At 60.1% G+C, this 25,533-nt stretch carries 21 protein-coding genes; 5 read left to right on the top strand and 16 right to left on the bottom strand.

Features of this window, described 5'->3' with window-relative positions:
• Window positions 1–477: 477 nt before the first annotated feature.
• The 5 genes from groL to OA90_RS03990 form a co-directional block, all read right to left on the bottom strand.
• Complete coding sequence (gene groL / locus OA90_RS04010; protein WP_068407447.1) at window positions 478–2,121, bottom strand: chaperonin GroEL; 1,644 nt, start codon at window positions 2,119–2,121, stop codon at window positions 478–480.
• Window positions 2,122–2,178: 57 nt separating this feature from the next.
• Window positions 2,179–2,466 carry a co-chaperone GroES gene (gene groES / locus OA90_RS04005; RefSeq protein WP_068407444.1) on the bottom strand — a complete coding sequence of 96 codons (288 nt, stop codon included), beginning with the start codon at window positions 2,464–2,466 and terminating at the stop codon, window positions 2,179–2,181.
• A 293-nt stretch (window positions 2,467–2,759) separates the two neighbouring features.
• Entirely contained in the window at window positions 2,760–3,278 is a 519-nt protein-coding gene (locus OA90_RS04000) for a hypothetical protein (RefSeq protein ID WP_068407442.1), read from the bottom strand.
• A gap of 231 nt (window positions 3,279–3,509) precedes the next feature.
• Entirely contained in the window at window positions 3,510–5,015 is a 1,506-nt protein-coding gene (locus OA90_RS03995; RefSeq protein ID WP_068407440.1) for a sigma-54 dependent transcriptional regulator, read from the bottom strand.
• A gap of 234 nt (window positions 5,016–5,249) precedes the next feature.
• Window positions 5,250–5,828: a hypothetical protein gene (locus OA90_RS03990; protein ID WP_156510375.1), complete on the bottom strand. Its 579-nt coding sequence runs from the start codon at window positions 5,826–5,828 to the stop codon at window positions 5,250–5,252.
• Between the two features lie 455 nt (window positions 5,829–6,283).
• On the opposite strand from OA90_RS03990, the gene OA90_RS03985 reads away from it, so the two are divergent.
• Window positions 6,284–7,816, top strand: coding sequence for an EAL domain-containing protein (locus OA90_RS03985; RefSeq protein ID WP_082836840.1), 1,533 nt, complete (start codon window positions 6,284–6,286; stop codon window positions 7,814–7,816).
• A 217-nt stretch (window positions 7,817–8,033) separates the two neighbouring features.
• Here the strand turns inward: OA90_RS03985 and OA90_RS03980 are convergent, their stop codons facing one another.
• The 8 genes from OA90_RS03980 to OA90_RS03945 all read right to left on the bottom strand — a co-directional run bounded on the left by OA90_RS03980 (window position 8,034) and on the right by OA90_RS03945 (window position 18,170).
• Window positions 8,034–9,389 (bottom strand): pitrilysin family protein, encoded by a 1,356-nt coding sequence (locus tag OA90_RS03980; protein WP_068407434.1) that lies wholly within the window; start codon window positions 9,387–9,389, stop codon window positions 8,034–8,036.
• A gap of 3 nt (window positions 9,390–9,392) precedes the next feature.
• Complete coding sequence (locus tag OA90_RS03975; protein WP_156510390.1) at window positions 9,393–10,712, bottom strand: pitrilysin family protein; 1,320 nt, start codon at window positions 10,710–10,712, stop codon at window positions 9,393–9,395.
• Between the two features lie 339 nt (window positions 10,713–11,051).
• The gene (locus OA90_RS03970) at window positions 11,052–11,762 is read right to left on the bottom strand and encodes a hypothetical protein (RefSeq protein ID WP_156510374.1); all 711 of its coding nucleotides are present in this window, start codon (window positions 11,760–11,762) and stop codon (window positions 11,052–11,054) included.
• Window positions 11,763–11,835: 73 nt separating this feature from the next.
• Window positions 11,836–12,372 carry a signal peptidase II gene (gene lspA / locus OA90_RS03965; RefSeq protein WP_082836825.1) on the bottom strand — a complete coding sequence of 179 codons (537 nt, stop codon included), beginning with the start codon at window positions 12,370–12,372 and terminating at the stop codon, window positions 11,836–11,838.
• Window positions 12,373–12,394: 22 nt separating this feature from the next.
• Window positions 12,395–15,355, bottom strand: a complete 2,961-nt coding sequence (gene ileS / locus OA90_RS03960) for an isoleucine--tRNA ligase (protein ID WP_068407428.1) — start codon at window positions 15,353–15,355, stop codon at window positions 12,395–12,397.
• A 296-nt stretch (window positions 15,356–15,651) separates the two neighbouring features.
• Window positions 15,652–16,578: a DMT family transporter gene (locus OA90_RS03955; RefSeq protein WP_244274530.1), complete on the bottom strand. Its 927-nt coding sequence runs from the start codon at window positions 16,576–16,578 to the stop codon at window positions 15,652–15,654.
• Window positions 16,575–17,573, bottom strand: a complete 999-nt coding sequence (locus OA90_RS03950) for a bifunctional riboflavin kinase/FAD synthetase (protein WP_068407425.1) — start codon at window positions 17,571–17,573, stop codon at window positions 16,575–16,577. Before OA90_RS03950 ends, OA90_RS03955 begins: the two co-directional genes overlap by 4 nt.
• Window positions 17,574–17,717: 144 nt before the next feature.
• Complete coding sequence (locus tag OA90_RS03945; RefSeq protein ID WP_068407422.1) at window positions 17,718–18,170, bottom strand: MaoC family dehydratase; 453 nt, start codon at window positions 18,168–18,170, stop codon at window positions 17,718–17,720.
• Between the two features lie 251 nt (window positions 18,171–18,421).
• Between OA90_RS03945 and OA90_RS03940 the strand changes: the two genes are divergently transcribed.
• The gene (locus OA90_RS03940) at window positions 18,422–18,805 is read left to right on the top strand and encodes a response regulator (protein ID WP_029063701.1); all 384 of its coding nucleotides are present in this window, start codon (window positions 18,422–18,424) and stop codon (window positions 18,803–18,805) included.
• Window positions 18,806–18,977: 172 nt separating this feature from the next.
• On the top strand, window positions 18,978–19,670 hold the full coding sequence (locus OA90_RS03935; RefSeq protein WP_208985959.1) for a protein phosphatase CheZ: 693 nt from the start codon (window positions 18,978–18,980) through the stop codon (window positions 19,668–19,670).
• A gap of 62 nt (window positions 19,671–19,732) precedes the next feature.
• Here OA90_RS03935 and OA90_RS03930 read toward each other — a convergent pair whose 3' ends face one another.
• Window positions 19,733–20,608: a TIGR01459 family HAD-type hydrolase gene (locus OA90_RS03930; RefSeq protein ID WP_068407419.1), complete on the bottom strand. Its 876-nt coding sequence runs from the start codon at window positions 20,606–20,608 to the stop codon at window positions 19,733–19,735.
• Between the two features lie 113 nt (window positions 20,609–20,721).
• On the opposite strand from OA90_RS03930, the gene mutL reads away from it, so the two are divergent.
• Both mutL and OA90_RS03920 read left to right on the top strand, forming a co-directional pair.
• Window positions 20,722–22,569 (top strand): DNA mismatch repair endonuclease MutL, encoded by a 1,848-nt coding sequence (mutL, locus tag OA90_RS03925; protein ID WP_068407416.1) that lies wholly within the window; start codon window positions 20,722–20,724, stop codon window positions 22,567–22,569.
• 69 nt (window positions 22,570–22,638) lie between these two features.
• Window positions 22,639–23,490, top strand: coding sequence for an alpha/beta hydrolase (locus OA90_RS03920; RefSeq protein ID WP_068407413.1), 852 nt, complete (start codon window positions 22,639–22,641; stop codon window positions 23,488–23,490).
• 118 nt (window positions 23,491–23,608) lie between these two features.
• Here the strand turns inward: OA90_RS03920 and OA90_RS03915 are convergent, their stop codons facing one another.
• Together OA90_RS03915 and OA90_RS03910 are read right to left on the bottom strand one after the other, a co-directional pair.
• On the bottom strand, window positions 23,609–24,796 hold the full coding sequence (locus OA90_RS03915; protein ID WP_068407410.1) for a porin: 1,188 nt from the start codon (window positions 24,794–24,796) through the stop codon (window positions 23,609–23,611).
• Between the two features lie 189 nt (window positions 24,797–24,985).
• A complete protein-coding gene (locus OA90_RS03910; RefSeq protein WP_068407408.1) occupies window positions 24,986–25,453 on the bottom strand; it encodes a nucleoside deaminase in 468 nt (155 codons plus the stop codon).
• Window positions 25,454–25,533: the final 80 nt, after the last annotated feature.

Genomic DNA, 25,533 nt, shown 5'->3' with positions numbered 1-25,533 from the left:
CGATGACAAAGTCTTTCCCTTTCGGTCGTCATTCCGGCCAAGCGAAGTGCGAGCCGGAACCGGGGAGGCACAAACGTTTGGTGGAGCTGCTTTATCAATGCGACGGGCTTCGGCTCACCGGTCCCGGATCTCCGCTCCGTCCACCCTGACAAACTACAGGTTTGTCAGGGTGTCGAGGGCGGCCCGATGGACTACCTTTTCTGCAAGAATTGTGAGCTAGAGGCTTCCCGGAAGTCTCTGCCGCTCCCCCACGCGGCAAAGCGGCACAGTCTGAAATGACGGGCGGCGCTTCATGCAAAAAGGGCGGCCCGACGGACGGCCCTTCCCGTAAGACTTGTGAGCGTGAGGCTTCCTGGAAGCCCATTGTCGCTCCCCGTGCGGCAATGCGGCACAATCTGAAATGACGGGCGGCGCTTCATGCAAAAAGGGCGGCCCGATAGACCGCCCTTTCCGTAAGACTTGTGAGCGTGAGGCTTCTTAGAAGCCCATGCCGCCCATGCCGCCCATGTCGCCGCCACCCGGCATTGCCGGAGCGTCTTTCTTCGGAAGTTCGGCAACCATGGCTTCGGTGGTGATCAACAGACCGGCGACGGAAGCTGCGTCCTGCAGGGCAGTACGGACAACTTTGGTCGGGTCGATGATACCGGCTTCGATCATGTTGACGAATTCTTCGGTCTGGGCGTTGAAGCCGAACGTCGGATCTTCGTTTTCCTGGATCTTGCCAACAACGATGGAGCCTTCGACACCGGCGTTCTCAGCAATCTGGCGGATCGGGGATTCCAGAGCGCGCAGAACGATCTTGATGCCGGCGGCAATGTCAGGGTTGGCGGAAGACAGGGCTGCGACAGCATTCTTCGCACGCAGCAGAGCCACGCCGCCGCCCGGTACGATGCCTTCTTCGACAGCAGCGCGGGTCGCGTTCAGAGCGTCGTCGACGCGGTCTTTCTTTTCTTTCACTTCGATTTCGGTCGCACCGCCAACGCGGATGACTGCGACACCGCCAGCAAGCTTGGCAAGACGTTCCTGCAGCTTCTCACGGTCGTAATCGGAAGTGGTGTCCTCGATCTGAGCCTTGATCTGGGAAACGCGGCCCTGGATGTCGTCCTTGGAACCGGCGCCATCGACGATGGTGGTGGTTTCCTTGGTGATGGCCACCTTCTCGGCGGTGCCGAGCATGTCGAGGGTAACGTTCTCGAGCTTGATGCCGAGATCTTCGGAGATCACCGTACCGCCGGTCAGGATGGCGATGTCTTCGAGCATTGCCTTGCGGCGGTCGCCGAAGCCAGGAGCCTTGACGGCAGCGATCTTCAGGCCGCCACGCAGCTTGTTGACGACGAGGGTCGCAAGAGCTTCGCCTTCGACGTCTTCAGCGATGATCAGCAGAGGGCGGGAAGACTGAACGACAGCTTCCAGGATCGGCAGCATGGCCTGCAGGTTGGAGAGTTTCTTCTCGTGCAGCAGGATGTAAGGCTTTTCCAGGTCGGCCAGCATCTTGTCGGCATTGGTGACGAAGTAGGGAGACAGGTAGCCACGGTCGAACTGCATGCCTTCGACGACTTCCAGCTCTGTTTCCAGAGACTTGGCTTCCTCGACGGTGATGACGCCTTCGTTGCCGACTTTCTGCATGGCTTCGGCAATGTCCTGACCGACCTGCACATCGCCGTTCGCGGAGATGGTGCCGACCTGGGCAACTTCAGCGGAGGTGGTGATGGTCTTGGAAGCAGCTTCCAGAGCCTTGACGGCTTCTACAGCAGCCATGTCAACGCCGCGCTTCAGATCCATCGGGTTCATGCCGGCGGCAACTGCCTTGGCACCTTCCTTGACGATGGACTGGGCCAGAACGGTTGCGGTGGTGGTGCCGTCGCCAGCGATGTCGTTGGTCTTGGAAGCCACTTCACGCACCATCTGTGCGCCCATGTTTTCGAACTTGTCTTCGAGTTCGATTTCCTTGGCAACGGAAACACCGTCCTTGGTGATGCGCGGTGCGCCGAAGGACTTGTCGAGGACGACGTTACGGCCTTTCGGGCCGAGGGTCACCTTGACGGCGTTTGCGAGCGTGTCGACGCCGCGCAGCATGCGCTCGCGTGCGTCGGAACCGAATTTTACTTCTTTAGCAGACATAGGATCGTCTCACTTGTTTGTGGAATTTGGATGAGATCAGAAGCGGTTCGCTGGAACTTAAGCGATCACGCCCATGATGTCGGATTCCTTCATGATCAGGAGGTCTTCACCATCGATCTTGACTTCGGTACCGGACCATTTGCCGAACAGGACGCGATCGCCTGCCTTGACGTCCAGCGGGATCAGCTCACCGCTGTCCTTGCGGGCGCCGGTGCCGACGGCGATGATTTCACCTTCCTGCGGCTTTTCTTTTGCGGTGTCCGGAATGATGATTCCGCCTGCGGTCTTCGCTTCGGAGTCTACGCGGCGAACAACGACACGGTCGTGCAGTGGACGAAATGCCATAAGACTGTTTCCTCTCATGAGCGCGCCCCACGCATTTAGGCAGCGCGCGAGACATGATAATCTGGTTGAACTACACGGGAGTTCGTTTGTCTCCCGTCACCGGTTAGCACTCCCTTGAGGCGAGTGCTAACAGTGCCTTGGATTTATGCATCCATGCGCCCGTTGTCAATGCTTGGTGAGGAGAATTCATGCACCGAATGGCGCGGAGACAGGCGAAAGTGCCGGTTGACCTTAAGCAGCCTCACATTGCCTGCAAAAAATGGCCGCAATATGCAGGGTGCGGAGGCGCGTGATCAGTTCGCGGCGGTGACGGAAAAGGGCAGGGAAAAGCTGGCCTGCTTGCCGCCGACAGCGTCGGTAAAGGTGGCTTCCAGCTTGTAGTCGCCGGAGGGCAGGCCGCTGAACTGGAAATTGAGAGAAGCGGAAAGTTCCCGCTTTTTCGAGAGGCCGCTGCCTGCGAAGCTTGCGAAATTGCCCTGTTCGGCCAGAACCTGGCCCGAGAGGTTCAGCAGCCGGTAGCTGGCCGTCAACTCGTAGGCATAGCTGTCACCGGTCTGGCGGAAATCGTAACCCACCGGTTCGGCGTAGACGGAAAGGGGCTCACCATCGCCATATGCGGAACTGGCGCGCGGGGTATATTGACCGTAGCCCTGGCTGCTGCCATCTGTGAGCGTCACCTTGTCGAACGCAAGGCCGGATGTTTCCCAGGCCGTGTCATAAGCGGCGCGGGCCTGAAGGAATGCTGGAGACAGAGCGGAGCCGGTGTCAGATTGGGCCTGCGCGGACAATATGCCCGTCAATATTGCGACCATAATGAAGCCGGCGGATGTGATCCACCGAGATGCAAGTCTTCCAGCCAACAATGTCATCGTTCCCCGCACGCCATTAAGTCTTGTCTTTTCTTAGCGATTTTGCCGATATAGACAGAAATCACACATATGACAAGGAATAGCGTGCGATGCGGTAAACGCCGTCGCGTCCAGCTTGCGGAAATTTACCCGTGAAAGCGTCACACAGGTGGTCATTGTGGTGTGGTAGGGGAATCAGGACATCAGCGGCACAAGACTGCGTTCCGTCCAGGACTGCCGCTTGCGGTAGATTGTGGACGGGCTGATTTCCAGTGCGGCGGCTGCCATGGCGATATTGCCGTCGAAGGCGTCAAGCGCATCCTCGATGATCCGCCTCTCCTGGGCCCAGAGCGGTTCGATCGACCCGAAAGCCCGGCTCGGAGCTGCAACACGGGAGCGCTCACGGGACAGATCAATGATTGCGTTCGGACGGCTGCTTTGGTCACGGATGACCATCGGCAGCATTTCGAAGGTTATGGCGGCGCCGTCATTCATGACCACCATCTGCCGGATGGTGTTTTCAAGCTGGCGCACATTGCCCGGCCATGCATAAGAAACGATCCGCGCCTCCGCATCTGCGTCAAAGCCCCTGAAACCGCGGCGTTCTTCTGTCGAATACCGCTCCAGGAACGTTTCCGCTAAGGGAAGAATGTCGTCGCGGCGTTCCCGCAGCGGCGGCAGGTGGATGGGCAGCACATGAAGCCGGTAGTAGAGATCCTCCCGGAACCGCCCGGCCGATATTTCGGCGACCGGATTGCGGTTGGTCGCGCAGATGATGCGTGCATCCACCTTGCGTGACTGGGTGTCTCCAAGACGCTGGAACGTGCCGGTCTGCAGGAAGCGCAGCAGCTTGCTCTGAAGCAACAGGTCCATCTCGCCGATTTCATCCAGAAACAGCGTTCCGCCGTCCGCCTGTTCCGCGGCGCCGGCCCGGTTGTCCACCGCGCCGGTAAAGGCGCCCCGGACATAGCCGAAGATTTCGCTTTCAATGAGATCCCGGGGAATGGCGGCGCAATTCAGCGTGACGAAACGGCTCGGCCGGCGGTCCGACAGGTCGTGAACCGCTTTGGCGCACAACTCCTTGCCTGTACCGGATTCACCGGTGATGAAAACCGGCGCCTGCGATGGCGCCATGCGTTTGATCTGGTCGTGAATGTCGCGCATTTGCGCCGAGTGACCGATAAGCCGGTTCATTGCGTCGCGTGTCGGTTCCTCAGGATTGCTCAGTGAGAGCAGATCGGGACTGATGTAAGCAGGACGGATTTCCTGCGGTTCTGATTGAGCCGGCGCTACGGGCGCCTGAACGGGGCGGCGCTGCTCGAGCTGGAAGGTGATTTTCGAGGCAAGTGCGTCCAGCGAGAACGGTTTGGTCAGGAAGTCATGTGCTCCGGACCGCATGGCGCTGACGGCCCGCGAGACAGATCCTCTTGAAGAGACCGCCAGGATAACCGCCTTCGGGCACCGCACGGCGTAGGCTTCCAGCGCTTCGTCTCCGCCGATGGTTTCCAGATCGATCACGAGTATGTCGGTGGATTTGTCCGCGAGGTCCTGAAGACAGGAGGCTGATTCCGTATAAAGAATTGGGTCCGAGCAGGAGTGAGGCAGTTTCGCGCACACTGCGGACGTGCGGGCGGCTTCAGAAGCCGATGCATCCAATATGCGTACAATCACAGGCAGGGCATTGCCTTCATTACTCCCCATTGCTGGGTAACTCCCATCGCTCGACCGGTCATTCGGAAATCGAAAGATTCGTCAATCTGATAATTCTCCGAACAGGGTAAACAAAGCGTTGTCAGTTCGCGCATTTTGCACTTTGACCAAGGAGAAAGCGCTAAACCGGCGAATTTTGCCGACGAATGTGGATCTTGCCCCCACCCGCCAGTTCGGGAGGCTCTCGGTTTGAGAGAGGATCGCTGTTCTTGTTTGTTGAGGGTGCTATTGCATCGAACCGGCCAGATAGCCGATGAGCAGGAAGACAGTGCCGGACGCCGCCATGGCGGCCGCGACAAAAGCCAGGGAATAGCGCCGCGCCTGCACGGCTTCCTTCCTGCCGGGTTCCCCGGAGGGGGGATGGGAGATGGAAAGCGCTGGGGCAGATTCTTGTGGCACGGAGAAGGATTTCTGTCGTTCGGGGCACTCTGCCGGACGAAATTCGGGCGCATAACTACCTTTGGGGATAACGATGCGGACAGGGTCCTCCGATCCGGATCCTGCATAATATTTTTCCAGCCTCCGGCGCAGCCGGGCAGCTTCCACGCGCACGATCGGATCTGTCACCGGGTTGAACTCTTCCGGGCGGCCGAGCGCTTCAACGGCGATGGTATAACCTTTCAGACTGTCGCGGCCATGTTTGAGTGTGGCGGTCCCCACAAACCTGAGAAAGGCGCAAAGCTGTGGCGCTGAATGGAATTCCGGGCTTTTCAGCGTCCTGGCAAGGGCTCTTCGGATCTGTTGGTCGGAAAGGGAGGTGCTTTCGGATTGCGCTGCTAAAGAGCCGTGATGCGTCTCAACCATTGCCGAACTGCCGGCACAAAAATTCGTCGAGGTCCAGCACTCGTGGTTTCGTCCCGGCAGCATCCGGTGACAAACGTCTGCGAATACCTCGGCCGGCATTCTCCATACCGGTCCTCCCCTTCATATTCATTGCGTCGAGAGAGAATCTTCCCCTACGTAAGTTTATCGGAGCCATTGTCGAATGCAAAGCTGAAAAGGCTGGGAATTACCGGACAAAGGCTTTGTTGCGCAAGGAGATCTGAAACATCGTCGGCGGCAGCAACGGCACTTGAATTGCCGAAAATGCGTATTTGACCGAGCATAGTAGGGGACAAGTCACGGATTCTACACTGTAAAGCGGCTTGCGGATTGGGAGGCCGCCGCTTCTTAAGGCATGATTAACCGGTAACTTTTGATTCGAGTTGGAATAGTCACGCTCCATGGGCCGCACAGGGACCATATTCGTAGCAATCTGCATGGCGGTTATTGCGCTGTCATCGGCAACGGTTCTGGTCTTCCAGTTTGGCCGTCCGTTTGGTGAGGCCGTCTCCCTGTCGCTCGCCCTCATGTGCACCATGATCCTCGTTCATCTCCTGATCGGCCGGGCGCGCGACCGCAGCGCCGTCGGCGAGGCGGTTGACCGTCTGGAAGACCGGATGGCCGACCTCGATGAGGATGTCGGCAACCTGGAAGGCCGGCTGACCGGGATGGAACATGCCGTTCCCCGCCGCACCCGTGCTGAAATTGATCCGCTGTTCGCCGAAGTGGAAGTTCTGGGCACCCTGGTGAAACAGATGGCCGAAGCCATGTCCGATCTGGAAACCAAGGTGGAAGACCAGCAGGCACTCATGCCGCCGCCGAGGATGCCCAGCCTGCCGGGCTATCCCCAGGGGCAGCAACCCCAGGGTTTGCCGCACCAGGGCCTCCCTCCCCAGGGGCACCAGCATCAGGTGCCGGCGCAGGGGTATCCGGCAGGACCTTATCCGGCGCCGGATCATAGGAGCGAGCCGCAGCCGGACTACGGTCAGTTCCCGCCTTCCGACAACGGCGGACCTGCCGGGCATAGTGATATGGCCGAATTGGATCGCCGCTACGGCGTCCATGCGCCCAGACAGTCCGAGGACGCGGTGCGTGCGCCGGATGTCCACGTTGGCGACATGAATGAACCGGCCCGGCCGACCGGGGACCGTGCCGTGATGCAGCCGAACCGGCCAGGCCCGGATATGGCGATGCGGGAACTGGTCGCCTCGGCGCTGAATGCCAACCGCGTCGAACTGCATTTGCAGCCCATTGTTTCCCTGCCGCAGCGCCAGGTGAAATACTACGAGGCCTACACCCGCCTTCGCGATTCCGCCGGAAATCTCATTGAAGCCTCCAGGTTCATGCCTGCGGCTGTTCAATCCGGTCAGATCGCACGCATCGACAATCTTCTGCTGTTCCGTTCGATCCAGGTTATCCGCCGGCTGACCTCACGCAATCGCAACGCGGTCCTTTTCTGCAATATCTCTTCGCAGTCCCTGGTCGATGAGACCTTCTTCCCGGGCTTCCTGGAATTCGTCAAGGCGAACCGCAACTTTGCCGACGCGCTCGTTTTTGAGTTCTCCCAGACCGATGTCGCGGATATGGGGGCGATGGAACTGGAAAGCCTGAGCGCGCTTTATGAAGCCGGCTTCCGTTTCTCCATCGATCAGATCTCCGACATGAAGATGGACTTCAATTCGCTGGCGGGACGCGGGTTCAAATACGGCAAACTGCATGCGGATTATCTGATCGGACGGCGGGAAGCCAAACACGGCCATATCCATCCTTCCGATTTCGGCGATCTTCTGCACCGCTATGGCATGGAGCTGATCACCGACCATGTGGAAACCGAGTCCCAGGTCCTGGAGCTGCTCGACTATGATGTGAAGCTTGCCCAGGGCAACCTCTTCTCGCCGCCTCGTCCGGTCAAGGCGGAGGTCCTTCAGGGAACCCCCGCACCTGGACCGCGGAGATCGGCTGCAGGCTGATCAGCCGTTCAGCATGCCGATGGCACAATCCATTCCTTTGACATTCTGGGCGGCGGGCAGCGAAATAAGCTGAGTGCCTGTCACAACAGGCTCGATCCCTGACGCTTGCGAGGCTTCACAGCGCTGCTGCAGCTTCCGGCGATATGATGCAGGCAATGACACGCGAAGAGGTGCGAGCGGCAGGCAGGGCCCGCCGCCAACGCTCTTTGAGTATATCTCAGCTCTGCTTGGGGCCGACCGTCACAATGGTCGGTTGCTTTTCCGCCAGCAGACGTTTTGCGACACGCTGGACGTCTTCCAGCGTGACCGCTTCGATTTCGCTGTTCCGGCGGTCGAAATAGTCGATGCCGAGATCTGCGTTCTGCAGAGCGACCAGCTGACGGGCGATCTTGCCCGAGCTGTCGAAGCGCAGCGGATAGGATCCGGTGATGAACTGTTTCGCGGAGTTGAGTTCTTCTTCGCTAGGGCCGTCCGAGGCCATGCGCCGGAACTGATCCAGCATCACATCGACAGTCTCGCCGGCGCGGTCGGCCTTGGTGGCCGCGGATCCGATCAGAAGGCCCGCATGGCGGTAGGGCGAGAGCGACGTGCTGGCGCCGTAGGATAGGCCGCGTTTTTCACGCACTTCCTGATACATCCACGAGGTGAAGGTGCCGGCACCGAGAATGTGGTTCATCACATAGGCGGCCTGATAGTCCGGATCGTCCCGCTTGAGGCCCGGCAGTCCCACGAGGATCGTGGTCTGCGGAACCGGCAGCTCCTGGTGGATCTGTTTGCCGAACTCCGGCTCCAGGTCGGACACCGCGACCAGTTCGCCCGTTTCGGCAAGCGGCGCGAAAACCTCGTCGAGAAGCGATTTCAGTCTCTGCGCGTCGATTGCGCCGACCACACCGATGGTCAGCCCGTTTCGGGCTATGAGCCTGGCGTGATGGGCGGACAGGTCAGCCGGGCTGAGGCCGTTGATCGTTTCGTCCGTGCCGAGGGTTGACCGGGCATAAGGGTGGCTGGCGAACATCGACACGGCAAGCGAGCGGCCGGCGATCGAATCCGGATCGCTCTCGTTGCGTCTGGCCCGGGCCGACAGCTGGGTTTGCATCCGCTCGACCGCTTCGGCATCGAACCGGGGCTCGTTGACCGCCATTGCAAGAAGCCCAGTGGCCTCATCCAGCGTCGGAGTGAGTGTCCGCAGACTGCCGTAAAACCTGTCTTTGCCGGTGCTGAAACTGATGCTGATCGCCAGTTCCTCCATCCGCGTCTGAAATGCCTCTGACTCCAGATCTCCGGCACCCTCATCCATGGTGGCGGCGAGCAGCCGGGTCAGGCCTTCCTTGCCTTCGGGGTCCTGGGCGGATCCGCCTTCAAAGGAAAAGTTCAGCGCGATGATGGGCACCGTATGGTCTTCCACCAGCCAGGCTTCAATTCCCTTTTCGCTGGTCACCTTCTGGATCTCGACGGCACCTGCGGCCTTGGTCAGACCGAATGTGACAAACAGGGCTATGATCAGGGTGGAAATGGCGAGACGAGAAAAAACCGGGTCAGTATTGGATTGCCGGAATTGGGATGTCTTGGTCATGGATCAGGACTTGTCTTTGAGGGGAGTGGTTTCGTTCAAGGCGGCCGCAGGTTCTTCCGGCGCCATGCGCAGTTCTCCGACAACCGGCAGCGCCGTCAGATGGGCGCGGGCGGCATCGAGCACATCCTGCGGCGTCACGGCCTTCACCTGAGACGGCCAGCTCTGAACGTCTTCGATCATCTGGCCCGTTGCCAGAGCGCCACCGAAAAGACGGGCGAGCCCCGACTGGCTGTCCTGCGCATAGATCGCGCTTGCGATCATGCTGTTCTTGGCCCGCTCGACTTCTTCTTCGCTCACACCTGTTTCCAGAAGCCGCTGAAGTTCAGTGGCAATGAGCTGTTCCAGTTCTTCCAGCGTGTGACCCGGCCGGGGGGTGGCATAAACCCCGAACCGGCCGTCATCCAAGGCGTTGCTCTGGTAGTATGCACCGGCGTTGATGGCTGCTTCCTGCTCCAGCACGAGGGACTTGTACAAACGGCTCGAAGGCCCTTCTCCAAGAATGTAGGCAAGCACATCGAGCGCTTCCGGCAGATGGCCGGCCCCGGTGTTGCGGCTCGGCACGACCCAGGCTTCCGAAATGGACTCCTGCCGCACCCGTGCATCGGAAACCGTGATACGCCGTTCACCGGAAAGCGGCGGTTCGGCAGGACGCACACGCGCCCCTGGTTCCGCCCGCCTGGCGACCTTGCCGTAGGTGTCTTCGGCCAGCTTGCGCACATCCTCTATGTTGACATCGCCGGCTATCACCACAACCGCATTGTTGGGCGTGTAGAAGCGGTCATAGAACGCAATCGCCGCGTCCTTGTTCAAGGCTTCGATCTCGCTTTGCCAGCCGATCACCGGGGACCCGTAGGGGTGGTTGACGAAGGTGATGGCGTTCAGGGCCTCGCGCAACCGCGAACCAGGGTTGCTGTCGACCCGCATGCGCCGCTCCTCGAGGACCACGTCGCGCTCGGGCGAAACGACCGCGTCGCTGAGCACCAGATTCTCCATCCGGTCGGCTTCCAGTTCCATCATCAGTGGCAGGTGCTGCTTCGCGACCCGCTGGAAATAGGCCGTGTAGTCCGAGCTGGTGAAGGCGTTTTCCTGGCCGCCGCGTTCGGAGACGATTTGTGAAAATTCACCGTTCGGATGTTTCGTTGTTCCCTTGAACATCAGGTGTTCCAGGAAATGTGCGACGCCGGACTGACCTTCCGGCTCGTCGGCGGACCCGACCTTGTACCAGATCATATGGGTCACCACCGGGGCCCGCCGGTCGGGAATGACAACGACTTGAAGTCCGTTGTCCAGGGTGAAGCTCTCCAGATTGGGGGCAATCACCATGTCGCCGGCCGAAACGGTCTGGGCGCGCACTGTGTCAGCGGGCAGAAGGGACACAGCCCCGAACACCAGCGCCGGCAGCAACAGCAGACCGGCGGATTGTTTCAGCCGATAGCGCAGGGACGGGCGGTTCTTCTTGATGGGCAGGTTCACGTGCAACTCCCGTTTTGGGTCTTTATGTGAATAGTCATGTGTCCACGAAATCGGTGGACCCGAATTCCCTGTCTTGACGCGGAAGCTGGCCTGACTGGGCCAAATGCAAAAAACCTCCGGGCTCCATCTTCCATATAGGAAGCAGCGCCCGAAGGTCTCATTACAATTTCGTCATGCAGGGCCGGAGCGTCAGTTGCAGTATTTGGTCTCGCCTTCCAGGCACCGCGGGTCGAGCGGCGTGGCATCGTAGATATCGCGATTGCCAGCCCGCTTGTTCTTCTTGACCACTTCGGGCATCGGAGCATCCGGCGAAGGGGTGCTGTAGCCTGTCGGCGGTTCGGTCAGGAATTGGCGGGACGCAAGCCCGTTCTGGTCGACCCCGGCCTGTTGTGCTTTCAACTGCTGCAGGCGTTCCCACTCCGCGCGTTGTTCGGCACGTGTCAGCTTGCTGCCTTCCGTGATGTCGCTGTCGCGGCGATCAGCCTCCACATCGCGCGGCTGGCCGGTGACGCCTGTGATCTTGAAGCCGCGCATCTGCGCGGGCGTCAGGGGGGCGCTGTTCATGCTGCCCGACTTGCCCGAACTGGCGAACACTTCCTGGATCTCGTTAAGCTGCGCGTTTTCGCGCTGCTTCGGCCAGTCGGCGGAATTGACGCCGGCGACATTTGTCTCCGGTTCCGGGAGTGTGGCGGTCTCGGAGGGTAGTGCCAGGGGCGCGCGCGGCTTGTAGTCGATCGGCTTTTCATTCGGGTCGACAGCACCGAGCCCCTTCATCACCGAATTGACAAGGGCAATATCCGGTGCCTGGCTTGTTCCGTCCGCGGCCTGACAGGCGGCCAGTCCGGCGAGCATCGCCAGTACCGCAGATTTCTTCACCAAAGCAAAACTCGTCCGCAGCACGGCAGACTCCCCGATTTTTCGATCACATACCGGCAGCGTCCTGCCCGCAATCCGTTAATCCTGCCATAAACCGCTATTTTGCGGCTGAATTAGGACCATTCCGGAAACTGTCATACAGGAGACCGGCGACCCCCGCAACGATCCACACATCGGCAAGGTTGAACACATACCAGGAAAAGCTGCCGGCGTGGAAATGCACAAAGTCGACGACCGCGCCGAATGCCATCCGGTCGATACCGTTGCCGAAGGCTCCGCCGATAATCAGCGCCAGGCAGAGAGCCACCAGTCTGGTCTGGCAGCGTGTGGACCAGATCCACAGCCCTACCGTGACAATCATGGTCAGACCGGCGAGCAGCCAGCGCCCCAGATCGCTGTGTTGCTGAAACAGGCCGTAGGAGATCCCCCTGTTCCAGACCAGAACGATGTCGAGGACAGGCAAAAGCCGCACCGGACCTGCATCCGCGAGGCCGAACCCGTAGACAAGCCACAGCTTCGTTGCCTGATCCAGAACGAGCCCGGCCAGCGCGACCAGCAAAACGAACCGGCTGAAGCGGCCCCAGAAGAGGGGCTGCTTCAGCTGATTTTCAGATCTCTCGTGAGGTTCGGTCATGCCCGTCCGCTGGTTTGCCGCATCATGCTGTGGCGTGCGCCGCGTCCCACTCCCGCAGCGCTCCCGCATCGCGCCGGGTCACATCCGGATAGTCCGGATCCGATCCGACCTCCGGCAGGATCTTCCACGACCGGGCGCATTTGCGTCCTTCCGCCAGACCGGGCACGACGGCAACACCCTTGGTGTCGTCCAGCGTGAAAGCGCCTTCGGGAGCGGGATCGGCGGAAAGCGTCAATTGGCTGGTGATGGCGATATCCGCCATATCCCTGCCTTCCAGTGCGGCCATCAGCTCCGGGTCCGTGACATGCACGACCGGGTGGGCTTCAAGCGACGAACCAATCCGTTTTTCCCGGCGTTCGATTTCCAGCGCTCCGGTGACGACCCGGCGGACGATCTTGATCTTCGCCCATCGGGCCGAAAGCGCATCGTCGCTCCACTGCGCCGGTACGGCGGGGAACTGTTCCAGATGGACGCAGCTGTCTTCCCCGTACCGGGAGGTCCAGGTCTCGTCCATGGTGAACGGCAGCATCGGCGCGAGCCAGGTGACCAGGCAGTCGAATATCTTGCCGATCACGAATAGCGAGGCCTTTCTGCGCACGGAAGAGGCCGGGTCGCAGTAAAGTGCGTCCTTGCGGATATCGAAATAGAACGCCGACAGTTCCAGCGTCATGAAGCTGAAGAGCTGATGGAAGATCTTCTTGTAGTCGAATTCCCGGTAAGCTTCGCGGACCATCGCGTCGAGCTCCACCAGCCGGTGCAGCATCAGCCGTTCCAGTTCGGGCATATTGCTGTAGGCAACTTCTTCCCCGGACGCATGCGCGAGGGAGCCGAGCATCCAGCGAAGCGTGTTGCGTAGCTTGCGGTAGCTGTCGACGTTGGTCTTGATGATCTCCTGACCGAGGCGCTGGTCTTCCCAGTAATCGGTCGAAGCCACCCACAGGCGCAGGATATCGGCGCCATATTGCTTGATGATGTCCTGCGGGAACACCTGGTTGCCGAGAGACTTGGACATCTTGCGTCCGTCTTCGGCCATGGTGAAACCGTGGGTCAGAACAGCATCATAGGGTGCATGACCTCTGGTGCCGCAGCTTTCAAGCAGCGACGAGTGGAACCAGCCGCGGTGCTGGTCGGAACCTTCCAGGTAAAGCACGTAGTCGTTGCCGCCCTCGGGCTTGCGCTTGGGGGCAAGGTCTTCGCGCTGCTCCAGCACAAATGCGTGGGTCGAGCCGGAATCGAACCAGACATCCAGAATGTCGGTAACCATGACCCAGTCCGCGCCTGAATAGTCGCTGCCAAGGAAACGTTCCTTCGCACCGTCGGCGAACCAGGCATCCGCCCCTTCGCTGACGATCGCATCGTGCACGCGGGCGTTGACTGTTTCATCCTTCAGGATGTCGCCGTTTTCCTTGTGGATGAAGACCGTGATCGGCACGCCCCAGGCGCGCTGGCGCGACAGCACCCAGTCCGGACGGTTCTCGATCATCGAGTGCAGGCGTTTCTGGCCGCTGCCCGGAACGAAACGCGTCTCGTCGATGGCTGTCAACGCGCGGGTCCGCAGCGTGTCGCTTTCCGTGCTCAACGCCTTGTCCATATGGACGAACCACTGTGGCGTATTGCGGAAGATCACCGGTTTCTTCGAACGCCAGGAATGCGGATAGGAATGGTTGAGACGGCCGAGGCCGATCAGCGTGCCGCTTTCTTTCAGCTTCTCGATGACCGCCTTGTTGGCCTTGCCCTTCTCGCCCTTGTGGGTGATGACTTCAAAGCCCTCGAAGCCCGGCGCGTCCTTCGTATAGAACCCGTCGTCGGCAACCGTGAACGGGATTGCCGTGTTGATGCCGCGTGCATCCAGCGCGGCGCGGTTGTCCATCCAGATTTCAAAGTCGTCCGTGCCGTGGCCAGGTGCCGTGTGCACGAAGCCCGTACCGGCATCGTCCGTCACATGATCGCCGTCCAAAAGCGGAACGTCGAACGCGTAGCCGCCAAGGTCCAGGGCTGCGAGAGGGTGGGCACAGGTCAGGGCCGCCAGCTCATCCGATGTGACGGCGCGCAAGCGGTTGAAGTCGGTGATCCGCGCGTTCTTGAAGACATCGTCGGCAAGCGCGTCGGCCAGGATCAGCTTGTCGCCCTGCTGGACCCAGTTGTCGTCCGGCAGGCCTTCCTGTGTCACCTCGTAGAGGCTGTAGTCGATGCGCGAGGAATAGCTGATGGCGCGGTTGCCGGGGATGGTCCACGGGGTGGTCGTCCAGATGACCACGGCGGCTTCCAGAAGCTCCTCGACGGCCGCGTCGTCGCTGCCACCCGCCGTCATCACCGGAAATTTCACCCAGATCATGTCGGACCTGTAGTCCTGATATTCGATCTCCGCTTCCGCCAGAGCGGTCTTCTCGACGACCGACCACATGACCGGCTTGGAGCCGCGATAAAGCTGACCCGACATGGCGAACTTCATCAATTCGCGCGCGATGACGGCTTCGCTCTCGAAGCGCATTGTCAGGTAGGGATTGTCCCAATCGCCCTCGATGCCGAGCCGCTTGAACTCCTTGCGCTGGACATCGACCCAATGCTCGGCGAATTCACGGCATTCCTTGCGGAATTCGTTGATCGGAACTTCGTCCTTGTTCTTGCCCTTGGCGCGGTATTGTTCCTCGATCTTCCATTCGATCGGCAGGCCGTGGCAGTCCCAGCCAGGAACATAGTTGCTCTCATAGCCCATCATCTGCATGGACCGCGTCACGATGTCCTTCAGCGTTTTGTTGAGAGCGTGGCCGATATGGATGTTGCCGTTGGCATAGGGAGGGCCATCGTGCAGGATGAACTTGTCGCGGCCCTTACCCTGCTCGCGCAGTTTTTTGTAGATTTCCTGCTTTTTCCAGCGGGCCAGGATTTCCGGCTCCTTCTTGGGAAGGCCTGCCCGCATGGGAAACTCGGTCTGCGGCAGGTTGAGCGTTTGTGAATAGTCGCGTTTTTCTGTTTCGGTCATCGTCAATTCGATCCGGTCGTCCGGGCGTACTGCCCGTGAACTGTCTGCGGATAAGTGCCGGCCTGTAGACAGGCGGCATCGTGAAACTGGAGGGTCCCGGTCCCTGGCGCCGCGCAGGCCGCGTCAGCCGAAGGCCGGGCAGGTAATTCGCGAGATCGCGGTCACCCTTGGTGCGGTGACTATGAGAGCTTTTTTCTGCATGGCATGGGACATAGCAGCACTTTGACCGCGAATAAAGATGTTAGCGGAGCGCAAAACGGCTTTGTGCGCCGGATCGGAGCGGCTCCGGATCGGCTTCAGCCCGCCACGGCGGACTTCAGTTTCCGCTCCCTGTAGGTGATGTATAGCCCGCTGCCGACGATGAGGGCGATGCCCAGCCACGTCGGCCCGTCCGGAAAATCGGCAAAGACCAGATAGCCAAACAGGGTGGCGCTGACGATTTCGATATATTGCAGCGGTGCCAGAAGACTGGCGCTGCCACGCTGGAATGCGGCAACGACCAGCCCGTGAGCGGCGAACGAGATCAGTCCGATCAGGGCCAGCAGACCAGCCTGGTTGCCGGATGGCATAACGAATGTCATGTCCTCAAATCCGGCCAGGTTCGCGATCAACAGCGCGGCGCCCAGCAACAATGAGCCGGACAGGCCGGCGCTGAACTGAATTGTCAGAAGACCATCGGTGACCGGATAGAGCCGGTTCAACAGCAGATAAAAGGAAAACAGAAACGCCGTCGCCACCGGCAGCAGGCTGACCAGTCCTATTTCGGCGAGATTGGGCCGCAGGATGATGATGGCACCGGCGAGGCCGACCAGGATGGCGGCGATCCGCCGGACACCGACCTGTTCTTTCAGGATCAGCGCCGCGAGGACGGTCAGCACCATCGGTTCGACGAAGAAGATCGAGATCGCGGTGGCAACGGACATGAACTTCACGGCGGTGAAAAAACACAACGAGGCTGCGGCGAGAAAGATGCCGCGCAGATAATTGATGAATGGGTGATGTCCGCGCAGGCCCGTGATCCGCCCGGTTGCCGTGGCCAGGACCAGACAGATCAGAAACTGGAAGAAAAACCGGCCGAAAGTCACTTCAAGCGGAGGCAGGCTCGCCGACAGGTACTTGGCGATGATGTCCATCACCGGAACGATCAGCATCGCGGAACTCATGAGAGCAATGGCCAGAAGCGAGTTCTGTTCCATGTGCACGGAGGAAGCGGGCCGCGTCACGCGGAGACGCCCAGCAGTCTGGTGTCGATTTCGGACAGGGGCTGAAGCGAACCGAGGGCTGCCCGGGCTTCGGCGCTGTCCTGATCCATCTGGACAATCAGCGCTTCCGCACTGTCGAACTTCTCCTCGCCGCGCAGGTAGGAAACCAGATGGACCCGGAGCGTCTGCCCGTAAAGATCGCCGGAAAAATCGAACAGGTGCACTTCGAACACTGCCGCGCCATTGTCGAAGGTCGGACGGCGGCCGTAGCTGGCGACGCCGTCATGCCAGCGCCCGCCGGTCTCGACTTTGACCGCGTAAATGCCGTGTTTGAGCGGGCAGTCCTCCGCAAGCGCGAGATTGGCTGTCGGATAGCCGAGGTCCCGGCCGCGTTTGTCGCCCTGCCGCACTTGCGCCTCGAAAAACCAGCGATACCCCAGAAGGCCGTTTGCCTGAGCCACATCGCCTTGTGCGAGACTGTCGCGAATGCGGGTTGAGGAAATGATCTCGGCGCCTTCATCCTCCTCGCGCTGGACGATGGTGACGCCGAACCCGTGGGTCGCGCCGGCGGTGCGCAGGAAATCCGGTGTGCCCTGCCGCGCGCGGCCGAAATGAAAATCGTAGCCCGTCACCGCATGCGAGATGCCGAGCGTTTCGATCAGGATATCCTGGACAAAGGCATTCGCCTCGATCCCGGCAAATTCCTTTGTGAAAGGAAGAATCAGGACGCCGTCCAGACCGCACACGCGCAGCATTTCTATCTTGAGGCCGCGCGGTGTCAGACGGAAAACCGGCTTTGAGGGATTGAAGACTGTCCGCGGATGCGGCTCGAAACTCATGGCATAGACCGGATGGTGAGTCCCTTGCCCGAGGCCCTGAGCTGCGTCGAGCACGGCCCGGTGGCCCCGGTGCACGCCATCGAAATTGCCGATTGCGACGATGCCGCCTTTCAGGTCCTCCGGAAAGCTGTCCAGATTGTCGACAACCAGAAATTTGGAGGAGTCATACTGGCTCATGCAGCACACCTTCGCGCAACGTGCCGGGCGAAAGCCGGGCGGGATCAGCAGGGCAAACGCGTAGAAGTGAGTGACACGCTCGCGCTGGCGTGGAACCTGCCGTCAAGAAAAGCAAAGGTCAAGGTCGGCCGTGCCGTCCCGGCTTCAAGAGCCGGTCTGGTTTGGCTCCGTACCGCGGCTGGGTACTTTCACAAGCGCTTCTCCCTCAAGCACCACCGTGTCGCCGACACTGCAAATGCAGGACAGCCTGGCACGGTTCCCCCGTTTCGTCAGTTCCTCCACCGTGGCGACCACCTTCACGTCGTCGCCGATTTTTACCGGGGCTTTGAAATTCAGCGTCTGGGACAGGTAGATCGCGCCCGGTCCGGGAAGGCGGGTGCCGAGCACCGCCGAAATCAGGCTTGCGGTATAAAGTCCGTGCGCGATGCGCGTCTTGAAGGGTGTTCTGGCTGCGAAATGTTCCGAAAGGTGAATCGGGTTGCGATCTCCCGATACTTCCGCGAAGCCCACAACATCGGAAGAACTGACATGTTTAACCAGTTCTTCGCTCATCCCGGTTTTCAGATCTTCGAAACAGAGTTTTTGTAGTTCCAGCATCGCGTTTCCCGCCCCGATCAGTCATTTACAAGCAACGCGAACGCTAGGCACCGCAAGGTTTTCTGGCAATTGTGCTTTGGGTGAAGAAAAAAGTGCTTGTTATTAACGGTCTTTTCAGGTGCTGCCATTACATTGCGTTGAGTGTGGGGAGGTGAGGACACAAATGAATGTGTCTCTCTCCTTCAAAAGTCATAACGCGTTTACACCGGCCACGGCCTGGGTCTGCGCAAATTGACATTATGGAGTAGACAATGGCCCTTGATCTTCAGATGCCGGTCCTCGTGGTCGATGACTACAAAACGATGATTCGCATTATTCGGAACCTTTTGAAGCAACTTGGTTTCGAGGACATCGACGATGCTGCGGACGGCACCGAAGCTTTGGAAAAAATGAAACAGCGCCGTTATGGCCTGGTGATTTCGGACTGGAACATGGAACCGATGACCGGTTACGAACTGCTCAAGCAGGTTCGTTCCGACAGTGGTCTCAGCAAAACGCCATTCATCATGGTGACTGCCGAATCCAAAACGGAAAATGTCATCGCCGCCAAAAAGGCAGGCGTTAACAACTATATCGTGAAGCCATTCAATGCGCAGACTTTGAAGGGCAAGATCGAGGCCGTCTTCTCCGAATAGTCTCTTGCGCTCGGCGGAGAGCGGCCTCTGGCCAAATCTCCGCCATTGCAGGACGGATGTTCCAGATCAGCACGGTTCCGCCGGGCAGGCGGATCGGGTGAGTTTTTGGTGTTTCCGAGAGGTAATAGCGAGGCTGGCCAACAGCTCCGCGTGTCGGGAGGATACATTCAAAATGGAAAGGCTGGACCTCATGGCCAACATGAAACAGGAAAACGTTGCGCGCATTATCGATTTCTTGGAGGAAAACAAGAATCGGGAAGGCGAAGTTTCCCTGACCGACGTCATGCATCTCGCCGAGGTGATGTCGGGGTCGATGTTTGACTTTCTGTCGACGGTGCAGCCTGCCGTAACGGAAGAGCTAACGGCGATTGCCAGGCAAATCACAAGCATGAAGGAGGAAATCTCCCAATTGCGTGCCAACGACATGAAAACCAACAAGATCCCCGATGCGGGCCGCGAGTTGGATGCCATTGTCGAGGCGACTGAAAACGCGACCAACACGATCATGGAAACGGCCGAAGAAATCATGGGCGCCGATACCAGCGATCCCGAAGCCTACCAGGAGCTGGTCAGCAACAAGATGATCAGCATTTTCGAGGCCTGCACGTTCCAGGACATCACCGGTCAGCGGATCTCGAAGGTTATCGAAACACTTCGTTTCATCGATGAACGGGTGTCTTCCTTCATCTCGCATCTGCGCATTCCGGAAGACCTGGAAGCCGCTATCGAGGAGAGCGACGAGGAACGCCGCAAACGCGAGCTGATCCTGCACGGACCGCAGCATGTCGGTGAAGGGGTTTCCCAGGACGACATCGACGCCCTGCTCGGCGATGCCCAGTCCGACATCGACAAGCTTTTCGACTGAGTCCCGACCCAATCAGGTTTTCAAGATTTAAAGGCTGCCCAGGCAGCCTTTTTCATGTCCGGTCACCAAAGCAGACGCGGGAGGGCGGCACGGGCGCGCAGGCCTTCCTCGGTCAGGCGGCGGCGGATCAGAGTCTCGTCCGGAGAGTCGCTCGGCCCGAAGTCTGAGGCGTGGATGCCTGCCGTGATGAACAGGACATCGATATCCTGGGACACCGCGCCGCGAATATCCGTCGGCAGGCCGTCGCCGATCGCCAGCACGTCCTCCTTGGTGACATTTTCCACCCCGAGTGTCTCGAGACGCTTCATGGCTGCCTGATAGATGGGCGCGTGCGGCTTGCCCAGAATAGTGACCTCGCCGCCCAGATCCTCATAAAGCCGTGCCAGTGCGCCCGCGCACCACACCAGCCGGTCGCCGCGCTCGACGACAATGTCCGGATTGGCGCAGATCATCGGCAGTTTGCGATCAGCCAGTTTCTGCAGGCGGTCGCGGTAGTCGTCGGGCGTTTCGGTTTCGTCGTCGGCAAGGCCTGTGCAACTGATTGCCTCGGCCTCGTCGTCGTTGGCGGTGAAGGTCGCCTCCAGGCCCCGGTAAAGCGGCTGGTCCCGGTTCGGACCGATATGAAGCAGCGTCTTGCGGCCCTGTGCAATCAGAACATCCCTGGTCACGTCCCCGGAGGAAATGATGCTGTCATAGGTCTGCTCCGGAACGCCCATGGAAGCGAGCATCTCGCCCACCTGCTTGGCCGGCCGTGGTGCGTTGGTGATCAGTACGACCTTGCCCCCGGTTTCCTCCCGGTATGCTCTCAGGGCCTTGTGGGCTTCCTCGAAGGCCGTCACACCATTGTGCAGAACACCCCAGACATCACATAAGATGGCCTTGTAGGAGGGCGCGAGGGCGCGAAGCCCGTCAGTCAGAAGTGGTGCAGAAGCGGTCATGGAGGGTCACCCGGATCACGAAAGGTCTGATAAGCTTTGCAAAGAATCGAAGCAAACTCGGCGCGGACCTTATAGGAACATGCCGCAGTGCGAAACCGAGTAGAGAGAGTTTCATGCAGGTCAGGCAACTTGGCGAACAGGTGATCAACCAGATCGCCGCCGGCGAGGTGATCGAGCGTCCCGCCAGCGTCATCAAGGAACTTGTCGAGAACGCTGTGGACGCCGGGGCGTCGAACATCGAAATCGTCACCGCAGCGGGGGGCAAGACCCTGATGCGGGTGGCGGACGATGGCGAAGGCATGCGTCGGGACGACCTGAATCTGGCAATCCGGCGCCATTGCACCTCGAAAATCTCCGACGACGATCTTTTCGACATCCGCTCGCTCGGCTTTCGCGGCGAAGCCTTGCCGTCCATCGGATCTGTCGCGCGCCTTGCCATCCAGACCCGTCACCGCGAGGAAGACCACGCCTGGGCCATCGCCGTGGAGGGCGGCAGACAGCTGCCGGTCACCCCGGCCGCGCGCACCAGGGGCACCCAGGTTGAAGTTCGGGACCTGTTCTTTGCCACACCTGCCAGATTGAAATTCCTGAAATCCGACCGTGCGGAAGCCTCCGCGATCACCGAAATCGTCAAGCGTATCGCCCTTGCATATCCACAGATAGGATTCGCGCTGTCCGGCGCCGACCGACAGCCACTCAACTGGCCGGCGGCGCGGGGCGGCGAGCCGCATCTGGCGCGGATCGCGCAGATCCTCGGGCAGGATTTTGTCGACAACGCCATGGATATCGATGCAGAGCGGGAAGGCGTTCGCCTGACCGGCTTCGCCGGCCTGCCGACCCACCATCGTGGAAATGCGCAGCATCAGTTCTTTTATGTGAACGGTCGTCCCGTGAAGGACAAGCTGCTGCTGTCAGGTCTGCGGGGTGCATATGCCGATGTTCTGGCGCGGGACCGTCATCCGGTGGTCGTGCTGTTCCTGGATCTGGATCCGGTCCAGGTGGATGTGAATGTGCACCCGGCCAAGGCGGATGTCCGGTTCAGGGATTCCCAACTTGTGCGCGGACTGCTCGTGGGATCCATCAAGCACAGCCTCGTTCAGGCGGGGCATCGCTCGTCCACGTCAAATGCCGCCGTCGCGCTCGATGCGCTGCGGGCGCATGCGCCGGGAAACGGTTCGGGCGCCGCATATGGCCGACCCGCCGCCGCGCCGCGCTGGGACCCGGAGGTTTTCCGGCCGGTGAATGCAAGTGGGGCACCGGCGTCAGGATTTGCCGAACAGCCTCAGGAACGCTTCGTTGGCCCGGACGGGGCAGACGCCTTCGACGTGCCGTCGGCGGATGCCCGCGCGCATGAGGTTCCGGTAGAAAGCGAAAAAACCGGGCTGCCGCTCGGCGCGGCGCGCGCTCAGGTGCACGAGACTTATATCATCGCCCAGACCGGAGACGGCGTTGTCATCGTCGATCAGCACGCGGCGCATGAACGGCTCGTCTATGAGCGCCTGAAGGAAGCGCTGGCGAAGAAGGAGGTCGCCCGGCAGATCCTTCTTATTCCTGAAATCGTCGAGTTGCCGGAAGAAGATGCCGCCCGCCTGGCGGAGCGCGCGGACGACCTGGAAAAGGTCGGGCTGAGCCTGGAAGCTTTCGGTCCAGGCGCGATCGCCGTCAGGGAGACACCCGCGATACTGGGTGACATGGATATCCAGGGGATGGTTCGCAACCTGGCCGATGAGCTTGCCGAGTGGGACACGGCCGATGGCCTGAAGGAAAAGCTCGATCACGTTGCCGCCACCATGGCCTGCCACGGGTCGGTGCGCGCCGGCCGTCGCATGCGGCCTGAGGAAATGGACGCGCTGCTGCGGGATATGGAGGCGACCCCGCTTTCCGGCCAATGCAATCACGGCCGACCTACCTGGGTGGAACTGAAACTTACGGATATCGAGAAACTGTTCGGACGAAAATAAACCGGCAAGGTGAACGGCTGCGGGGTTTGCGCCGCAGGATTGCCGAACAATCATTATCAGGAGACCGGAATGTTGACAGGCGGACCCGAACAGCCGGAGCGGAAAGCGGGCAGGCGTGTGTTGAGGGGGCTCGCGGGTTTGGCGGGCATCTTTGCCATCGCCTACGTCATGGCGGCCGGATACATGTATCTCAATCAGCGCAGCTTTGTGTTCGTGCCCACTGGCGAACTTTCCGAGCCTGCAGAAAAAGGGCTGGAATCCGTCGCCGTTGAAACCGTCGCGATGGCTGATGGGACGAAGGTGACGGTCTGGAGCGCGGAACCGGCGCGCGAAGGCGCGCCTACCGTACTCTATTTTCATGGAAATTCCGGAAATGTTTCCACCAGATGGGAGCGTTTCAGACAGATCCTCGACAGCGGGTTCGGGCTTTATGCTCCAAGCTATCGGGGCTATGCCGGCAGCGCCGGAAGTCCTTCGGAAGCGGCATTGGTGTCCGACGGGCTGGCGCACTTTGACCGGCTGTCAGCTTCCGGCACGCCAATCGTGCTGCACGGCGAAAGCCTGGGAACCGGGGTCGCGACAGCGGTCGCAGAACAGCGCCCCAAGGCGGGTCTTCTGGTGCTGGAAGCCCCTTATACGGCGCTCGTCGACCTGGCGTACGAAAGTTATCCCTGGTTACCGGTGAACCTTTTGATGAAGGACCCGATGCCGACACGCGAGCGTATCGCAAATGTTGCGGTGCCGGTTCTGGTCGTTCACGGCACCGATGACGGGCTCATCTCCGTCGAGCACGGCAAACGAGTGTTCGAACGGGCCACGGATCCGAAACGGATCTTCATCGTTGAAGGCGCCGGGCATGGAAATCTGTGGGGCAACGGTCTGTGGCGCGCCGTTCTGGAAACCTGGCGGCAGATGCAGTGACAGCACTTACCGTTGATCGGGCTGCGTAATCCGGCCCAGCTGCTCCGGTGCCGCACCAGTCATTCAAAAGCCCCGGACCGCTGGGTCCGGGGCTCTTGCATTCAGAAATCGCGAAGGCTCAGAACGTCCGCTGGATGCGGAAGGTTCCATAGAGTTCGTAGGTATCGTCGAGGCCTGACGACTGGCTGAAGTCAAGGTCGCGGTACTGCAGTTCCGGGCCCATGAGGAAGCCGGAAACCGGTTCCCAGACCACGTTGGCTGTCGCGTCCCACTGCGTGAAGTCATAGGCGGCGGTGCCACCTTCCACACTGTGGTAGCCACCTTCGAGATTGGCCTCGATGGTATTGGTCAGGCCAAGGTTGATGCCGCCGAAGACGTTCCAGGTCTTGGTGGTATCGGTTCCCGTACCGGTGAAAACGGCGTCCGTGATCCGGCTGTTCCAGCCGGTTGAACCGTAGCCGCTGGCACCGTCCGTATAAACACCCTGAACGGCAATGCTGCCACCGTTGGCCAGGCCGCTGAACTTGAACTCCACGCCACCGCCGACAGCCCAGCCGAGTTCGTCTCCGTCACCGCCGGTGACGCCGTTATAGGTCGCGTCCGGGTAGACCTGATGCAGTGCGCCCATGACCTGGGCCGAGCCCCACCCCTGCGTGACGCCGACCGCGGCAACAAAGTCCGTCATGCGGGTGCCGCCATAGTTCTGCGTGCCGCCGTTCAGACCGATGCCGGTCTCGCGCGAGGAGCGGTCTTCGATTGCGACCGTTGCGTTGAAACCGTTTCCGAAAGCGAGGGTATAGGCGGCCTGATTGACCTTCTGGTCGGAATAACTTTCAATCTGGGCGTTGTAGGAATAGCCGGTGAAGAAGTCGAAGTTCGAGCCATTCCGGCCGGCCAGCAAACCGCCCCACTGGATGTAGGCCTTGTCCACCGTGAAGGACGAGTTGTCGTTGTTGGTGGCTGTGCCGTACATCTCGATGAAGGTGCGCAGGGTGCCGTATTCGGTTGCAGTGCGGGAATCGAGGTAGAGGTAACCGCGCGAACGGAGCTGAATGGCGTCGGAATCGCGGTCGCCCCAGGAGTTTTCAGCTTCGCCGAAGTTCCTGAAACGGGTGTCGAAGCGAACGCGGCCACCGACGCGCAGGCAGGTTTCAGTGCCCGGGATGTAATAGAAACGGGCGCCATAGGCATCGCAGATGCGGACATAATCGACAGGCTCCGGAGCTACTGGCAGATCAGCAGCCTGAGCCGGGTTGGCCGCCGCCACGAAACCGGCGAGTGCCCCAAGAACAGAAATGCGTGTCATTTGATACTCCGAAAAGAAAGCGGACTTAGTCCCCGCCAGAAAATATGGCCCGTATGTGACGTTTTGGATAGCGCGTCGGCCACAAATGTCGTGGGACAAGTCGTTTGAATCGCTGTGTTGTATTTACGTCACAAATCAACTTAACGCTGCGTTATATTTTTGCGCAAGTCCGCATGAAGGCCTGTCGGGTTATCGCTTTGCCTTGAAGAATGTTTTCAACAACACACTGGAGCGGGTTTCGCCGATGCCGGCATAGACGTCCGGGGCGTGATGGCAGGTCGGTTGACAGAAAAATCTGGTGCCATGATCGACCGCCCCGCCTTTTTCGTCGCCGGCGCCATAATAAAGACGCCGGATGCGCGCGAAGGAAATTGCGCCCGCGCACATAGGGCATGGTTCAAGCGTGACGTAGAGATCACAGTCCTGCAGCCGCTGCGATCCAAGCTCCGCGCAGGCCGCGCGCAGGACCAGGATCTCCGCATGTGCGGTCGGATCGTTCAGTTCAAGCGTCCGGTTGCCGTCCTGTGCAAGGACCCGCTCCCCCTGGACGACAACAGCTCCCACAGGCACTTCGCCCCTGGCGGCAGCCTTTTCCGCCTCGCCCAGGGCCAGATCCATGAAGGATCTCTGGTGCTCATCGGTTTGCGGGCCGGTCATGAGCTCTCGGTTCTGAAAGAGGCTGTCGGGTTCATCTTCATTTATGAGTTCACATCCTAGTTGGAATTGCGTGTTCCGTC

Source organism: Labrenzia sp. OB1 (assembly GCF_001624695.1).
Taxonomy (GTDB): domain Bacteria; phylum Pseudomonadota; class Alphaproteobacteria; order Rhizobiales; family Stappiaceae; genus Roseibium.
Note: the sequence above shows the minus strand (reverse complement) of the source record. Positions and strands in the feature narration are given on the sequence as shown.

Coding starts and splice junctions, on each gene's coding strand:
- groL (WP_068407447.1), bottom strand. CDS start 2,121: ATGTCTGCTAAAGAAGTAAAATTCGGTTCCGACGCACGCGAGCGCATG.
- groES (WP_068407444.1), bottom strand. CDS start 2,466: ATGGCATTTCGTCCACTGCACGACCGTGTCGTTGTTCGCCGCGTAGAC.
- OA90_RS04000 (WP_068407442.1), bottom strand. CDS start 3,278: ATGGTCGCAATATTGACGGGCATATTGTCCGCGCAGGCCCAATCTGAC.
- OA90_RS03995 (WP_068407440.1), bottom strand. CDS start 5,015: ATGGGGAGTAATGAAGGCAATGCCCTGCCTGTGATTGTACGCATATTG.
- OA90_RS03990 (WP_156510375.1), bottom strand. CDS start 5,828: ATGGTTGAGACGCATCACGGCTCTTTAGCAGCGCAATCCGAAAGCACC.
- OA90_RS03985 (WP_082836840.1), top strand. CDS start 6,284: ATGGCGGTTATTGCGCTGTCATCGGCAACGGTTCTGGTCTTCCAGTTT.
- OA90_RS03980 (WP_068407434.1), bottom strand. CDS start 9,389: ATGACCAAGACATCCCAATTCCGGCAATCCAATACTGACCCGGTTTTT.
- OA90_RS03975 (WP_156510390.1), bottom strand. CDS start 10,712: ATGGTGATTGCCCCCAATCTGGAGAGCTTCACCCTGGACAACGGACTT.
- lspA (WP_082836825.1), bottom strand. CDS start 12,372: ATGACCGAACCTCACGAGAGATCTGAAAATCAGCTGAAGCAGCCCCTC.
- ileS (WP_068407428.1), bottom strand. CDS start 15,355: ATGACCGAAACAGAAAAACGCGACTATTCACAAACGCTCAACCTGCCG.
- OA90_RS03950 (WP_068407425.1), bottom strand. CDS start 17,573: ATGAGCCAGTATGACTCCTCCAAATTTCTGGTTGTCGACAATCTGGAC.
- OA90_RS03945 (WP_068407422.1), bottom strand. CDS start 18,170: ATGCTGGAACTACAAAAACTCTGTTTCGAAGATCTGAAAACCGGGATG.
- OA90_RS03940 (WP_029063701.1), top strand. CDS start 18,422: ATGGCCCTTGATCTTCAGATGCCGGTCCTCGTGGTCGATGACTACAAA.
- OA90_RS03935 (WP_208985959.1), top strand. CDS start 18,978: ATGGAAAGGCTGGACCTCATGGCCAACATGAAACAGGAAAACGTTGCG.
- OA90_RS03930 (WP_068407419.1), bottom strand. CDS start 20,608: ATGACCGCTTCTGCACCACTTCTGACTGACGGGCTTCGCGCCCTCGCG.
- mutL (WP_068407416.1), top strand. CDS start 20,722: ATGCAGGTCAGGCAACTTGGCGAACAGGTGATCAACCAGATCGCCGCC.
- OA90_RS03920 (WP_068407413.1), top strand. CDS start 22,639: ATGTTGACAGGCGGACCCGAACAGCCGGAGCGGAAAGCGGGCAGGCGT.
- OA90_RS03915 (WP_068407410.1), bottom strand. CDS start 24,796: ATGACACGCATTTCTGTTCTTGGGGCACTCGCCGGTTTCGTGGCGGCG.
- OA90_RS03910 (WP_068407408.1), bottom strand. CDS start 25,453: ATGACCGGCCCGCAAACCGATGAGCACCAGAGATCCTTCATGGATCTG.